Genomic DNA, 15,817 nt, shown 5'->3' on the forward strand with positions numbered 1-15,817 from the left:
TTACTCGGTTATTTAAAAGGATTGTCAATATTTTTATGATACCCCATAATTACGGCGTCTTCAAATGCTTTTTTAGTAACAATATCGAGTTTAAAGTTTAAACTATTATTTACCGGATCTAGTGTTAACCGATATAGGATATCATTTTTCACCCATGAAGTTACCTGTGGATAATCAACAACCATACTATTGAAATCATTTTTATACTCTTTATAATATTCGGGAAAGCTTTCTTTAAGCATTGCCTTGGTTTTGGCACTTAGCGCTTCGGCCATGATATTGTTTACCGAGGCACTATCAGGTTTACCGAATTTTTTCTTGAGATATTGTATACTGCCAGCGGTCTGCTCTGCATTAACGGTAAATGTTGCAAACGATAATAGGTTGTTATAGGTGGTAATAACTGCCCCAAATGAAGGGCTAATTGCTGCACCGTCGAATTTAAGATTGGCGCTTTCCTTTTCATCGAAAGAATATTTAACAACTTTTTCGCCCTTATCAACTGTTTTAAAACCACCATCTGAAACTTCGATATGTCCATTCTGGTTTTCCACCCGAGAAGCATAACTGTTTAAATCAATATCCAATGGTTTATTGAAAGTTAACTGCGCAATATCTATAACCTCTTTTTTACAGGCAGATGTTAAAATCACTAGTAATAAAGTGAATGACAATAATTTTATTTTCATAGTATTAAATATAATTTTTTTCGAATTTTATCTCATCTGGTTTTACTATAACAGACTCGCCTTCGTAGCTGAATGTTCTTTTAATAAAACCGAATTTTACTGTTGTAGCCGCAACAAATTTAGCCTTAATACCGGCAAATGACGCGATTGGACTGGCATAGATCCCGGTTTTATCGGCACCTACCTCAATACCGCCGGTTACGCTTGTTTTAACATCGGCTGTTAACACACCTTCAACACCCATATTCGCCGTGCCGGCTTTAGCCAATGCCTTAAACTCTACAGAAACCTTTATTTCACCTGTAACTTTAACATTGCCAGTGGTTTCTTTGGGAAAGAGAACATTTATTTTGGTTTGGCCATTAATATTGATTGCCCCACCAAAAGTTACTAAAAATGTAATCTGAACATTTTTTTCAAGTTTTTCGAGTACCCAGTTAATTACTGTTCCGGCACCGGGACAAATGGCATTTCCACCATACTCCACAAAAATCTTGAACAGATCGATAAAAGTATTGGCTTCAACAAGCGGTTTAGTATCAGCGCCGATCTCTACAATTTCACCAACCCTACCATTTGTTTTTTGGAGGTACCATTGTGCCGAAAAAGCAATAACAGGTGGTTTTACCTCAAAGCTCCATTTCCCTTTTGCCACTGGCGATTGAACCACATCATCGGCCAGCTGCTTGATTTTATTAAAAATACGCAGGGTTTTAGCAATACGTTCTTCCCATTCCTTACCAAACTCTACTTTTTGTTTACTGCCATTTGCCGCGGTCCACTCTCCGGTTAATGAAAGCTCGAACTTTTGTGCCATTTCACCGTACTTTTTAGACCATTCTGCATCTACTACCGCACCAATAGCTTTATTTTGGGCATTTTTTAATTCGTAACCGTATAATTTATTGCCATAAGAATACGCGAAAGCCTGCGTGTGCGACCATTTAAATTCTACCGTCCATTTGATATCGGAATAAACATGGATGGCAAGGGTAGGATTATTTGGAACTGAAAAGTATCTACAGGTATGAATGTGGATCAAGTAATTATTCATTAAACCATTACGCCTGGGCCAAATGTAATTTAATGGAATAACATTAAATTTACTCATTGTTGATACTGCCGGAACTGTAATTTTGCCCTCATGCTCAGCTTTTACATCAATGTTGATTAATTTGATGGTTTTATTGTGCTTTTTACGGTCAAAACAAGCTTTGGTCTCGAATTTTACGGGTTCTACGGTAATATCTTTTAGTTTATTGCCAACTATAGTCTCATAAATAATGGTTTGTGCATTATGCCCGTAATATTCAAAAGCAACGTCTACCCTACGGTTATTCTGATAGTCTGCCTCATTTCTATATTTAATATTATCACGCCCTTTTTTATCGTCTGTGGGATTTACCTCTCCGTGTCCGACTGTTTTGATCCGATTGGGATCTAATTTTCCTTTGATAAAAAATTCTCTTACTGTTTTTGCCCTGTTTTCTGATAATACATTGTTATGGTTCTGCTTACCGATTACACAAGCAAAACCGTCAAGTTGAATAGTGCTGTATCGATGTTCGAGCAAGAACCGTAATATATTATTAAGCTGCTTAAGGCTTTCGGGCAAAAGTTCCGTACTATCAAATTTAAAAATAATAGACTCTAAGGTTTTTTCCCGTTTATCGATAACATTTTTAACTCCACTTCCATTATCGAAAACGAGTTCGGGTTTACCTCCTTCTTCTGTTATATTAATTTGTTCAAACTTGCACAGCTCAAATCTTGCCTCGTTTTTATCGGGCTGGTAAATGGTAACAGGTGTTCTGTTTTCGGGTATATCTACTACCTGCGATTTAAGTTTATCTTTTATCCTTAAAAACCTAGCATGGGCAGTATCACCCTTACCACCTGTATCTTCAATGTATTTACCCGTTACGGGATGCACCACACGCACATAAAATTCTTCAACATCAGCTCTATCATTCATAGATTGGTACCATGAATACGTATTGGGAATTTTTAGGTTAATTTCGCCATTAATTACACTTACCCGATAAATTTTGCGGGTTTCTTCATCATCTTTTGGCCATAGCCCTAATGCTGATCTCAATTTTCTGAATACCCTCACCTCCACATTATCATAACCATTTAATCCTTCGGTAAAGAGCCTGAGCCAGATGAGTTCTCCGTACGAAAACTGGTAAGTTTTGCGCACATCTGCGCCTCCTTCATTTTGAGTCCACCTGCTGTCTACTATTTTTGCAGGCGATTCGCCCCTGATCTTTAAGCCTGATTTACTATCAAAATTCCCGCTCCATGTTGCTTCAATGTACCACAGGTATGGTCCACATAATTTTTTGGGTATGCGGTAACCATAGCTAAAATTGCTGGGTATTGTTTTCTGAAGATCTATGACGCTTTTCTCGTTAAAAACGGCCCATTTTATATCTTTCTTTCTATCTTGTTCGGTAGTACCAGGCTGCCATTCTCCTATTTTAAACCAAACATATTGATCGGGAGCTACTACCACTAACTGACCGGGTATAGATCCTTTATTGGCATTGTATACTTTACCTTCGCCGGTCCAAACAATTTTCTTTATTCCCTTTGCCATACGTTATGCTTTAACACTCGCTTCCACACCGTTAAAATTATTTGCAGATTCCTCTAAAGATTCTGACATGGGATTAAGCTGTGATTGTACGTCTTTATTTGCGTTATTAAAGTTTTGTTTTGAGGCTTCTGCTTTTTGACCATGTTGAACAATCTCAATGCAATCAGTGCCTCCGATAGGGCAGGTAGCTTTGCTATCTTCGAGCAAAATTTTACCTCCGTTTGTAAGGATGGTATCTTCATAAAAACCCGACCATTTGGTTACCACTGCATTACAGGGTTTATTGTACATTTTTGAGCAGGATCCAAACATGTTCTTTTCAAAAGTTGGGCCGATATCCATCGTGGTTGCTATGGATTTTTGGCTTCCATCTTTATCGTTTGCATATTCTTTGGTATGCGTTAGCACTTTGAGTTTATCGGGCGCCGATCCAAATTTGCACATACACTGTGCCCCCTGAACTACAATATGTTTCTCTGCCATTGCCTTAATTATTTAGTAAACGATCCCAAAATCCTTTTTTTGACGGGCCATCAAGTACCACCATTTCTGTTACAGGCAAAACTTTAACATTGGTATCTAATTCGAAATCATGATCAAACTCCTGGTCATTTTCGGGAATCAATGCAATTTTAACCTTCACTTTTGCCTTTTCCTGTGCTCCGTAACTGAAATCAGAAACTATAGATATGATCCGCTTAAATTTCGGATGTAAAAGATAATATCCCTCATAATTACCAGTAGCCCTGTTTGTGATATATAATTCATCTTCCAAAGGCATAATAGTACCATCATGAATCAATTCTACTGCTCCAAAACTATTGGATTGGGCAGCTAATTTCTCCTGCGTTACATAACCCTCTACGTTAAAGCCTCTGGCAATCGGAAATTTGTATATGGATTCCGTTTCATGGTTCTGCCCGTATTCTTTATAAACCGGTTTAAAAAAAGTATGGATAAACCAATCGTTATTTAAAAATGCCAGGTTTATACTATCCGCGTTGGCTAGCTGTTTTTCCATCCGCGCTATATAACTTTCTACAAGGTCGCCTTCAAAATTATCCTGCACCTTCTTTTTAACAGATTGCCATCTTTTTAATATTTCCTGGTGATTGTAAATACTTTGAAAACCACCATTCTGATCAACAGTAATTACCAAAGGATAAAATACTTTTCCTGCAGCATAAGCCAGACGATCTGCAACCAGATCAGGCAAGATTTCATTAACAAAAACATCACTGATCCGCTCAATTTGAAATAGAGGTTGTCCCTCTTTACCTGGCTTTAACCTGGTAACACGCACTTCGTATTTCACTTCGTTGCTATCTTCTTCACCCTCATTAAAAATAATTAAAACACCATATTTTACAGATAGTTCTGCGGGCCAATCTAAACGAAGAGCGTTTAAGCCTGAATAATATATTGTTTTATTTGAAATGTCCATTTTAACTGTTTCAATCTATTTTATAAGGAATTACCGAACCTACTTTAATATACATTTAGCTTTGAAAAACATCATAATACCAATCACCTCCGTATCTGAATAATACAGAAACTATTAACAGCATAAAGAAATAGAGTAGCAATTGTTTAAGGTATTTATAGTCTTTCTTTTCACCCAATTTCAAATAATAGTTACCAATTAAAAATAAAATGCCCGAGATGAGACCTGAAGGAATCCCGCCCCAAATAACTGCAATTGATGCGCCCCATCCACCCCGTTCAAACAAAAACCAGAAGAGCATGCTTATTAAAATACTTCCTAATAAGAAGCCTATAACTTTTAAAAAATTCGCCCCTGATATTGCGTAAATGATTACCAATAGTCCAATTAGTAAGGTTGAAAAAGTATAAACCAAATCATCTAAAAAGTCTGTTTTTTCAATAGGAAAAATAACGCCAACTGCAATAACAATGAGTGCAATACCTACCCAAAGACTCTTCTTTTTAACTTCCATATTATTTCCCTTTATAACCCGGATTTATTCCTGAACCAAATGCACTTTTTAATCCATTTTTTGCTTTATCCCAAAATTGACTATGACTTAAACTATGGGATATGGTGGCTAAATAAGGTATGCCACCGGGTCTTTCCATTAGGCCGGTATTTAAATCTTGAGGAGCAACCAGATCTGCATGATACCTGGTTACCAAATTGCGATAAATTTGAAGATGTGTTTTCCTAAGTAACTTTAACTGGGTATCACTTTCTCCAGAAACAACATATTCTAGCTTACCGATTTTGTCTTGAATATCTTTAACCTGATTGCCCGTTATAAACTGGCTCAATAAACGCATCAAAACTTCTCTTAATTTCTTGGCTTGCAATGCTGATTGGAGGGGTGTTAAAAAAGCATCAAAATTTGCTTTTTTCTTTCTGCTGTTGTATTTATCGGAATCAGTAATAGGAACATCAATTATTTCAAGACCTTTAGTCTGCTTTTTGGGGTTCCAACCAGTTTGCTCAATACTATCTGTTATTCCGGTATTTTCTTTAAATAAAGTTTCTAAAATGCCAAGTAAATAGCTGTCACTCTCACCTGTTTTTATCGCTAAAATTTCGTTAAAAAGTCTCAGCCCTACCAATAAATTTAAATCGGTAAAAAATTCAGATCTTCCATAGCCACCTCTTCTTCTACTTTGATTTGTTGAAAATACTGTTTGGGCTGTTGTAGCCCAATTTAAAATCCTATTCAATAAGTCTAAAAACTGTTTCTTTTCAACTTTGAATCTTTCAGTTTTGATACTTAAAATATAATCTATTACTGCACTTATCAACAATTTAATCCCATCTAAAAGGATGGCCATATTTCTCCACAAACTAGGCCCTTCAGTGTCATCCTTAATATATAAATCGCTTAATACATCAAAGGTTGTAAAATCTACAGCTTTTATCCTTTTTAATGCTTTATCAAAATTACCTTTATTCAAATTCCGGATCAGAACTTCGAGATTGATTAATGAAAAATCCGCGACAAACTGTTGTGTTAAATCATACCCGTTATGTACATTGATAATTTTGCAGGCAGGATGTAGTTTAGCATGGTTTAACTGGTGCTTATTTTGAAAAAAGGGGGTAGAAAGATAAGTAATGCTTTTTATTTTCCACAACTCTGGAAATGCTTTACCCTTTTCTGTTGTAATTAAATTAGTAAACTGATTAATAACATTGCCACCGTGCGAATGCCCAATTAAATGTAGGTGTACTTCCTTTCTTTTAAAACCCGGATATTCTCTTTTGATCAAATCCAGTAAACGATCTGCAGCTAAGTTTCGCTCCTGGGTATCATTATCGCCAGACCAGCTAAAAAATTTTCCTTCTATGTGTAAGTTGTGGAATTGAGGTTTTAATTCTTTTACTTTTGCCCAAAAATTTACAAGACTGGCATTGCCGTCTTTATCTTTGCCATCCCAATAGGTTGTATTTGCCTCGTGTTTTAATCCTTTAGTATTTATAGGGTCGGTGGTACCTGCAACCATCATCACCAAATCAACTATAGTTTTATCTTTTGTAGCCTCTGGTACTACAAACCTCGGCTTCTTAAACACTACATTTGCCATAGCCTGCTTATTTACCGGTGATATTAATTTTTTTGTTGGAAGCTAAAACCAAATTTTCTCCTAAGGCAACAATCTCTACCTTTTCAGCAGTTTCAAATGCTGTTTGCGAAGTGGAAACATATTGATCAGTAATCGTAATGATCAGGTTTTTAGCAGTTTTCTTAATGGCCATATCAAAAAAGATTTGATTTTTCTGCACTGTTAATCTCTACCGTTTTTTCAGAACTCTCCAACAGCATGTTTTCTTTAGTGCTAAAAATAGTTACCTTTTCAGCATACTGAGTAGATTCCTGCGCACTTCTCATGTATGCTTTTTCTACCATTTCAGTTTTATTATTTGCTGATTCTTTCATATCTCCGGTGGCGCTGATATTGATATCTTTTCCGGCGGTTTGTGTAATGTCTTCGTTGGCACTTGTGGTAATGTTCTCACCAGCACTTTCTGAAATGTTTTTACCCACCTTTACGTCCATATTTTCCTCTACATTAATCTGCATGTTCTTACAGTTTAAAGTCATGTTCTCCAAAGCGGTAATGGTGATATTATTGCCTTTGGTATCGATATGGATGATATTGCTGTGGATATCGGTAATTTTAATGCCCTGTGTATCCTGATTATCATCAAATTCTATTAAATGTCCGCTTCTGGTAATAATACTTTTAAGGTGGTTTTTAATTAAAGGGCTACTATCCACACTAGCGCTGTGGTAAACACTTCCCATTACTACCGGCCTTGCTATATTACCTTCTTCAAACGCAATCATCACCTGATCATCGATTTCTGGTATGGCGAAATATCCACGGTTATTACCCCTATCGCCAACACCGGCACTTGGCGTAACTACACGTAGCCATTCGGTAACGTCGTTTGTTAAACACTCCCACTTAAATTTAACCTTAATACGCCCCTGACCTTGTGGATCGTTATTATCAATCACATCTGCCAGTTGCATATCCGGTTGTGGTTTTTCGAAGTTCTTTACCAGTAAACGTTCGGTTGTGGATACTTTTCCTTCAAAAGTATTGTGGTATTTGCCGTTTTCGTCGATATGATGTGTAATACTGGTAATAAGAAATTTACCCAGACTTTCGGATGTAAAAGCAAGTTCTTTACGAAGGCTCATTGTAATTTCGGCAATACTGCCTATGCTTAAACCTGCATTATCACCCCTGGCTGTTACTTTTAAAAGCTCACTTGTATTGGCTTTCTCTTCATTTTCTACCAGGTTTTTAATGTCGTTATTATTATCTACCCTGATTAATGAAGGTTGGTTGAAGGTTTTACTAAAAGTAAGGTTAGAAGCTTTTACAGCATGAGATAAGTCGGGTGTACCATCTACCTTACCTGTACTCTCGCTCAGCAGCATTTCGTTCTGCTTCGGATTATAGGAGAACCGTTTATTTTTTATCGGTGCAATTTCCATTGCATACTGCATTTCCTGAACATCTCTGCCATAAAACAGGGCTATTTCCTTTTGTGTATTGGGTTTTCCAAAATTAAGCTGTTTGCCATCGTAAAAAAGCCATTCGTGGTACTCGGCCGAAAGGCGGTTCAAAAAAGCAAAATCGCTTTCACGGTATTGGATTATATAATCGATTGATGTATTTCTTGCGGCATTGGCCACCACTTTTAAATCATTGGCAGGCGTATCCTTAGTTGCCAATTTCACGATCTCATTCAGGTCTTTATCTAAGTATGAACCCAAATCAGGTCCACGATCGATTAAAATAGTTGGGCTATACCCACTTACAATTAAAACACCATGGTAACCATGACTTTGTGATAGTTCAACTTTAGAAACCAGGCCTACAAAATTCTGCATACCTTCTGCCGAATGGCCAAAAGAAGCAGTTAAGGTTTTACCCACAAAATCGCGGCTATCATCTAAACTGATCAGCCCCGGCGCACCCATCTGGTCGTGGTTAAAGCGCAGTTCAAAATAGTGATGTTCGTTAAAAGCCTGTTGAAGGATAAAAGAAGCAAAATGTGTAATTTCCTTATCCTCTATATTGATTTCAGCAATGAGTTTCTTTTCCATATTAATTTATCTTGATCACAACAATTACCCTAAGCCAAATGCGGGGTATGCATATGCCCTTATATTAAAAATGGATCCATTTTCTGCAAACCGTATGTTCAGATGAATATTGTGTGTTGATGCCGAACCAAACATTTTACCTGAATAGTAATCGTTTTTTACTGCAACATGTTTGGAATGGTTAGACATAATTGAGCATTAATTTTTGAGCTGGCTTTGTAAATTAATATATGCATCAAAAAGCCATGTTATTTTTTTGGATGATTGGATGATAGGTAAATGTAGGGTGATGAAAATAGCAAAGGATTAAAGCGTCCCGGAAAATCGGGACACTTTAATTACTATATGTTTAGTAATGACTAAGCTTTAGGCCAATCGTTTTCGTGTTCTGCGTTGCCCAGCTTTAGCTTACGGGCCGATACAACAAAACTTAACGTCATAGGTGTATTGTCGTTTACCGCAATACCCTCGTTATACTGGATGATGTAACCGTCTTCGAAAGACAGTTCTTTCATTTTTGCATCTTCTTCGCCTTTCTTGAAAACCAATGTTCCAGAAAGCGGCTTGTACTGGTTGTTAACCATCGATTCGATCACTGAAGTATCTTCGGTTGATTCGATTTCGATGTGGATGGTACCACCATAAACACCTGAAGATGGACGCCCTTTTGCATCAACATCTCTATTTAATGAAAAGCTGCACTGTAGTACATCAAATTCTTTTGATCCTAAGTTTAAACGGGTTTTAAATGCCATTGTAGTAAAATTTTAATGTTTTGAAATGAATGAATTGCGGTTGGCGGTTGGCGTGGAGCGCATGGCGTTTGGCATTTAATTTACCTCATGCCCTAAACCTTACACCCTCTACCTTTTTACCTTCAACCTTTCTCTAGGCTTTTGGCCAGTCGTTAAGGTGCTCGGCGTTGCCTAATTTAAGCTTTCTTGCTGAAATCTGGAATTTGAGCGTCATCGGGTGATCGCCCACAATGTTTATCCCTTCGGAATATTTAACAATGTAGCCATCCTCGAAATTAACTTCTTTCATTTTGGCATCTTCTTCTGTTTTTTTGATCAGAAGCGTTCCTGTAATAGGTTTATACTGGTTGTTTACCATCGCCTCGATTATTGAGGTGTCTTCGGTTGACTCGATCTCAATGTCGATGGTACCGCCGTAAACTCCGGAAGAGGGTCTTCCCTTAGCATCTACATCACGGTTTAACGCATAGGCACAATGAAGCACATCGTACTCCTTGCCTGAAAAATTTAATCTAGCTTTGAAAGCCATAGTTTTAAAATTTAAAGGTTAAAAATTTGATTTACGTAGCCTCCGCTACTGTGCCAAGACTCCCAAATATCAGGCCAAACATGATCTATATAGCTTATTGATAGGCGATAACCGCCATTCAAAAAAAACGACAATTGTATCTACCGCCTAAAAACGCAGTTATACAACGTCTTTTTGTGGAAAAAATGTGGAAAAGCAGATCTATCTTTAGTGTTACAAATACATTACAGTAAGTGGCTACACTACAAAATCGTAGCGATTGTACACAAGGTGTTGTGTTTTAGGACAAGTGAACTGATAAAGTAAATATAATGGTCTGCTAAGACACACACCACGGAGAAATAAATATTAACCACAGATTGAAAGGATGTACACAGCTAAAAAAATCCGTGTTTATCTGTGGCTAAAAAGAAGTTATGGCTCAGACAGAAAGAGATAAACCGGTTTATGATAATTGTAAAAAAATAATCTGATGGTTTGTGTGACACAGACCATGGCGACATAAATGATGAAATTTTAGATGAGCTGTGAGCCGAATTTTTCCATTTTGGCCAGCCATTTTTGGCTATAATGGTTCTCGAGCGAATGCAGTTCGCCAATGGTATTGGTTAATACAGGGCTCATCTTACATTTTTCGAACACTATTTTTTTAATGGATAAATAAGTGGTTTTCTTATTGGCTTTCCACTCTTTAAAAGTGGCCTCATCCAAGATTGATACAATCCTGGCCGACCGACCGCTAAAATTGTTGTTTACATTCTGCTGCTGGGTCGTAAAGATCTGATCGGGCATAAAAAGACGATCGAAAAAACCTTTAACTTTTGCCGGGATATGATCAACATATACCGGGCAAAAAAGCACCACATGGTTACTCTGCCTAATGGCAGTTAACGCTTTCTGCAGGTCGGGCTCCAAATCGGCAATCTGTCTGTTGTTAAACAGCTTGTTCGAATTAAATATCAGATCGATAATGGCCAACTCTCTAACGGTAGCGCCAACACTTTCTGCCCCTTGCTTGTAGGCATTAATCAGGAAATTTGTAGATGCGTTTTTTTCAATATCCCCATTGAGGAGAAGTACTTGCTTCATTTTTTTTGATTAATCTGATCTGGCCGATGCATTACAAAATTATAAAGAATTTGTTAAGTGTTATGCATAACCCGTAAAAAAACCCAACGCTGGGGTTGGGTTTTTATTTTCAGCTATCAAAAACTATTGCTGATTATATTCTGAACTCCATGTGGTATTTTCATCTTCACCTTTGTGTCCATCCAGTTTTACCACAAAACTTTTAGCCGGGAAATATGGTGTGATATGGATATCCAGGTGGATCCTGTCTTTTTGTTGTTCATCTCTTTCGAAACGCATAATTTTAAATCGTTCGATTAGGCGGTCGGCACCCTGGATACCATCCAAGAATTTAACAATCTGGCCACGAAGGTCCTGTTCCGTTTTAGAAGTCCAGTTTTCGAAAGCCCTTCTGTTCAGGAAATCGAATAATACTTTGGTAATATAATCGAATACACGTACAACCGAATAAGTTTGTAAACCAATGTTATCGCCATTAAATAAGGTTTTGGCAGAGAAAGCCATTACTTTACCGTATTCGTTAACCATTGGCACCAAACCTACTCTTTCTAAATGGGAGATTTCACTTTTCTTTAAATCGAATTTTACACCATCTACCTCGTTTATAGCGCCATGTTTTTTACCTGCAGTAACCTGCGACATTAAGGTGTAATACATTTTACCTGCAAGTGCTGCTGATCCGGGCACGGTTAAATCGTCTTCCTCGCCCACTTCTGCAACTTTACCCCGGCCAACCAACCAGTTACAGGTCATGATTACGTTCGATCTGAATGCATCGCCTCCGGTAAAGTTTGCTGCGGTAAATAAATCAAGTACATCATCCGGCTGATCAAGATCGGCAAAATCGGTTACCAGCATGGCTTTGTTGTTATGCGCAATTTTACCCCATCTCTCCAACACTTTATTGGAGCCCATATAGCCAGGCACAACCATCAGCGAGTAGTTATTGCGGAGATCCAAACGGTCATAATTCTGTTTTAGCTCATCATCTACATATTCGATAAAACGTGGATTATCGAGATCTTTGATCTGATCCATTGATGCATTTAACAGCACCACATTTTTAAGTTTGTCAGATTCGGTATTTTTATAAAATAAATGTACCGAACGGTATGCCTGCTCCAGTTCTCTTGTACTTTCTAATGCGGTACCAATGTTTTTATTCAGGTTTTCTTCTGCCGCATTTAGCTTTTGGGTACTTTTTTCTACCATATCGGCAACTGAAGTAGAAGATTCAAGTACATCGATCCAAAGCTGGATTTTCTTTTTCAGCTCTTCGCGTTCTTTCTTTTTCTCATCACCTGTTAAGAAGATCTGTTTACGGGCTTTACGTTCAGGGTTTAAATTCTGCAGGCCATCAACAGTGGCTTCCAACAGATCGAAACCGCCAACACGGGCCAGTTTTTCGAGGTTATCTTTAAGTGATGTTTTTTCTATGGTTTTGGCTTCAGCTGGTTTAAAGCCTGCCTGGCCTGTATTTTCGTCGGTTTTTAATTCTTGAGGGTTTGACATGTTTTCCTGGCGTTAAGATTATTTATTTTGCTCCAATTCGTCAACAAAGTTTTTCAAGGCGTTAATGAAGGCCGACTTTGTTTCTTCGTCATCAAGTGTAGCTTTTAAGGTTTTGTTCGATTTTAACTGTTTGATCACGTTAAGTGACATTTCTTTTTCGATGTTCACATTAGTGAGGTAGTTACTTTGGTTGATGATGTTTTTCACACCAAAATCGCCCAGATCGTTGAAATTTATCGTTTCGCTAACGGTAGATCCATCCTGTTTCTCGAAAGCTACCTTCACATTTGGTTTATAATGTTCGAATACATCTTTCACCGTTTTTAATCCCTCTACTTTTTCGGGCTTTATCGGATCGTTATCGGTAAGTTTCTGTACAAAAAGTGTTTTGTTGTGGGCAATTTCAGCGAAGGCTTCTGAGGTGTCAATTTTTCGCTCGTTACCACCAATTTCATAATTAAACATAGTATGTTGATTTAGGTTTACGATTATTTTTTTCTAATAATATAATAGTTAACGTTTTAACTCAATTTTTGTTCCAATGTTATCGTTTCAGGCTGAATAATATTCCATTCGAGTTTATCTTCCGCTGCATGTTTGCTTACTACAACCTTCGATCCTTTTTTTAGTTCACCAGAAATGATGTATTTCGAGATTGGCCTGCGTAAAAGATTTCTGATAACGGCCGATAGCTGCCTTGCACCATATTTGGGTGTAAAACCATCTAAAGCGATCATTTTTTTGGCGTCTTCCGCAATTTCAAACTCGATACCCATTTTATTGAGCGATTGTACCAAACTGTTTAACTGGATTTCGAAAATACGCACCACATTACTTTCATTTATCGGCGCAAAAGGAACAATTTCGGAGATCCTGGCTAAAAACTCGGGGCGGAAATGCCCGGCCATTACTTCCATTAACTGATTAGAAGCAGGGATTACACCTTTACCGATCTGTTCGGCAATCCATTCGCTACCAATGTTCGAGGTAAAAAGAATCAGTGAGTTACTAAAATCGCCCTCTTTTCCTAAACGATCGTGCATATGGCCTTCGTCCAGGATCTGTAAAAAAGTATCGAAAACGGAAGGGTGTGCTTTTTCAATTTCATCAAAAAGCAGTACAGAATAAGGCTGTTGTCTGATTTTATTCACCAATAAACCGCCTTCTTCATAACCTACATAACCTGGAGGCGCGCCATAAAGTAAGGCTGCACTATGCTCTTCTTTAAACTCAGACATATCGAAGCGGATCATCGCTTTTTCGTCGTTAAACAAAAATTCGGCTATTGATTTGGCCAGCTCTGTTTTACCGGTTCCGGTTGGCCCCAGTAAAAAGAAGGATCCTATTGGCTGTCCTTTTTTATTCAATCCGCTGCGCGATTCGAGTATAGCATCAGAAACAGCTTTTAAAGCCTGATCCTGTCCTACCACGCGTTTTTTAAGATACTGCTCCATATTGAGCAATTTCTCCTTTTCACCAGCTTGCAGTTTACCCATAGGGATACCCGTTTTGTAGGCCACTATAGAAGCAATATCCTGTTTGCTGATGCGATCGCTTTTTTCAGCGGCATATTTTTTTAATTCCTGTAGGCTTTTGGTAATATAACCCTGGTATTCATCGGCGGTTTCGAAAGCATCGGTTTGTGTTTCATCTGTTAAACGCCCCAGTAAAACCGGACTTAATTTATTCTGAAGCAAGGAGAAAAGCCATTTGTAATCAGCAAATTTCTCTGCTTCCGGTTCTTCGGTATTGGCATTTAAAGCTTCCAGATCGGTTTCCAAACTTTCGATTACCTGATCGGAGGTATCGTTCATCATTTTCATGGCGGCCATTGTACGGTCGAGCAGATCGAATGCAGAATCAGGGAGCCTCCTATCTTTCATGTAACGTTTGGCCAGGCGCACACATTCGCCCAAAGCATCGGGTTCGATGGTTAAGGTATGGTGCTCTTCGTATTTTACGGCCAGTTTCTGCAGCATTTTAATGGTGCTTTCTTCGTTTGGCTCATTTACCTGCAACACTTCAAAACGCCTGCTGAAAGCCTGCTCAGGCTCGATAATTTTGCGGTACTCATCAATGGTTGTGGCACCGATTACCGTAATTTCGCCACGGGCCAGTTCTGGTTTCAGCAAATTCCCTATACCCGCTCCCAAAGGGCCCTTACTATCCAATAAAGTGTGGATTTCATCAATAAACAGCACAGCCTTTTCAAACTGCTTGATTTCTTTGATGATGTTTTTTAAACGGTCTTCTATTTCTCCCTTGTAAGAGGCCCCTGCAATTAACGAACCTAAATCGAGCTCAAAAAGCTGCACGGGTTTTAAATTCTCGGGTACATTCTGGTTTACGATATCAATGGCAAAACCATCAACCAAAGCCGTTTTACCTACGCCGGCATCACCGGTTAGGATTACATTTGGTTTAGTGCGGCGGCAAAGGATTTCCATCATCTGCCTGGTTTCTTTATCACGGCCGATAATCGGGTCGGTTTTACCATCGCGCACCATCTGCAACCGATCTATACAGTATTTATACAGGGCGTTACCTGTACTTTTACTTTCGGCACCAGCGCTTGTTTTATCAGGCGAAACCACCCGCGAAATTTCATCATCTTTTACATACAGATCCAGGATCTCACGTTCTTTAATGGGGAACGATTTTAACTGATCGGGCTGAAAACCGATACCCGGTTTTGCCAATGCGGTTAACACACATACCGGGGTAATTAAATCCAATCCCAGTTTAATGCGTACATTATCGGCCTCTTCAAAAATCACTGCAATTTCTGGCGCACCGCTTACGGTATCGGTAAAACTCGCTGATTTTGCCTGTTCATCAATCCGCACTTCAGCCCATTCGCTAATGTATTCTTCATCTTTACCAATAGAAGTAATGAACGAGCGCAGGCCAACATCTTTATGCATCAATCCTTTGAGCAGGTGAGCTGCAGTAAACACTTCGTTTCTGTACTCTTTAGCCAAAGACTGTGCAATGTGCAAGGCTGTTTTAACCGATTCGCTTAAATTTGTAACTGCCATATC

14 protein-coding genes are annotated in these 15,817 nt (G+C 38.3%); all 14 read right to left on the minus strand.

What is annotated here, in order from left to right; genetic code table 11:
- Positions 1 to 8: 8 nt before the first annotated feature.
- Positions 9 to 689, minus strand: coding sequence for a hypothetical protein (locus AC1RJ8_RS23340; RefSeq protein ID WP_492956199.1), 681 nt, complete (start codon positions 687 to 689; stop codon positions 9 to 11).
- Positions 690 to 693: 4 nt separating this feature from the next.
- Positions 694 to 3,291, minus strand: a complete 2,598-nt coding sequence (locus AC1RJ8_RS23345) for an OmpA family protein (RefSeq protein ID WP_492956198.1) — start codon at positions 3,289 to 3,291, stop codon at positions 694 to 696.
- 3 nt (positions 3,292 to 3,294) lie between these two features.
- On the minus strand, positions 3,295 to 3,774 hold the full coding sequence (locus tag AC1RJ8_RS23350; RefSeq protein ID WP_492956197.1) for a DUF4280 domain-containing protein: 480 nt from the start codon (positions 3,772 to 3,774) through the stop codon (positions 3,295 to 3,297).
- Between the two features lie 4 nt (positions 3,775 to 3,778).
- On the minus strand, positions 3,779 to 4,735 hold the full coding sequence (locus tag AC1RJ8_RS23355) for a hypothetical protein (RefSeq protein WP_492956196.1): 957 nt from the start codon (positions 4,733 to 4,735) through the stop codon (positions 3,779 to 3,781).
- Positions 4,736 to 4,790: 55 nt separating this feature from the next.
- Positions 4,791 to 5,249, minus strand: coding sequence for a hypothetical protein (locus AC1RJ8_RS23360; protein WP_492956195.1), 459 nt, complete (start codon positions 5,247 to 5,249; stop codon positions 4,791 to 4,793).
- A gap of 1 nt (position 5,250) precedes the next feature.
- The gene (locus AC1RJ8_RS23365; RefSeq protein WP_492956194.1) at positions 5,251 to 6,852 is read right to left on the minus strand and encodes a lipase family protein; all 1,602 of its coding nucleotides are present in this window, start codon (positions 6,850 to 6,852) and stop codon (positions 5,251 to 5,253) included.
- A gap of 7 nt (positions 6,853 to 6,859) precedes the next feature.
- Complete coding sequence (locus AC1RJ8_RS23370; protein ID WP_492956193.1) at positions 6,860 to 7,024, minus strand: hypothetical protein; 165 nt, start codon at positions 7,022 to 7,024, stop codon at positions 6,860 to 6,862.
- Position 7,025: 1 nt separating this feature from the next.
- The gene (locus AC1RJ8_RS23375) at positions 7,026 to 8,891 is read right to left on the minus strand and encodes a type VI secretion system Vgr family protein (protein WP_492956192.1); all 1,866 of its coding nucleotides are present in this window, start codon (positions 8,889 to 8,891) and stop codon (positions 7,026 to 7,028) included.
- A 359-nt stretch (positions 8,892 to 9,250) separates the two neighbouring features.
- The gene (gene tssD / locus AC1RJ8_RS23380) at positions 9,251 to 9,646 is read right to left on the minus strand and encodes a type VI secretion system tube protein TssD (RefSeq protein ID WP_025141860.1); all 396 of its coding nucleotides are present in this window, start codon (positions 9,644 to 9,646) and stop codon (positions 9,251 to 9,253) included.
- A 133-nt stretch (positions 9,647 to 9,779) separates the two neighbouring features.
- A complete protein-coding gene (tssD, locus tag AC1RJ8_RS23385) occupies positions 9,780 to 10,175 on the minus strand; it encodes a type VI secretion system tube protein TssD (protein WP_025141859.1) in 396 nt (131 codons plus the stop codon).
- 516 nt (positions 10,176 to 10,691) lie between these two features.
- Positions 10,692 to 11,264 (minus strand): NAD(P)H-dependent oxidoreductase, encoded by a 573-nt coding sequence (locus AC1RJ8_RS23390; RefSeq protein ID WP_492956051.1) that lies wholly within the window; start codon positions 11,262 to 11,264, stop codon positions 10,692 to 10,694.
- Positions 11,265 to 11,387: 123 nt separating this feature from the next.
- Complete coding sequence (locus AC1RJ8_RS23395) at positions 11,388 to 12,776, minus strand: DUF5458 family protein (protein WP_492956050.1); 1,389 nt, start codon at positions 12,774 to 12,776, stop codon at positions 11,388 to 11,390.
- A gap of 18 nt (positions 12,777 to 12,794) precedes the next feature.
- On the minus strand, positions 12,795 to 13,241 hold the full coding sequence (locus tag AC1RJ8_RS23400; RefSeq protein ID WP_492956049.1) for a hypothetical protein: 447 nt from the start codon (positions 13,239 to 13,241) through the stop codon (positions 12,795 to 12,797).
- Positions 13,242 to 13,297: 56 nt separating this feature from the next.
- On the minus strand, positions 13,298 to 15,814 hold the full coding sequence (locus AC1RJ8_RS23405) for an ATP-dependent Clp protease ATP-binding subunit (protein ID WP_492956048.1): 2,517 nt from the start codon (positions 15,812 to 15,814) through the stop codon (positions 13,298 to 13,300).
- Positions 15,815 to 15,817: the final 3 nt, after the last annotated feature.

Source organism: Pedobacter sp. GW822-FHT03F06 (assembly GCF_058801365.1).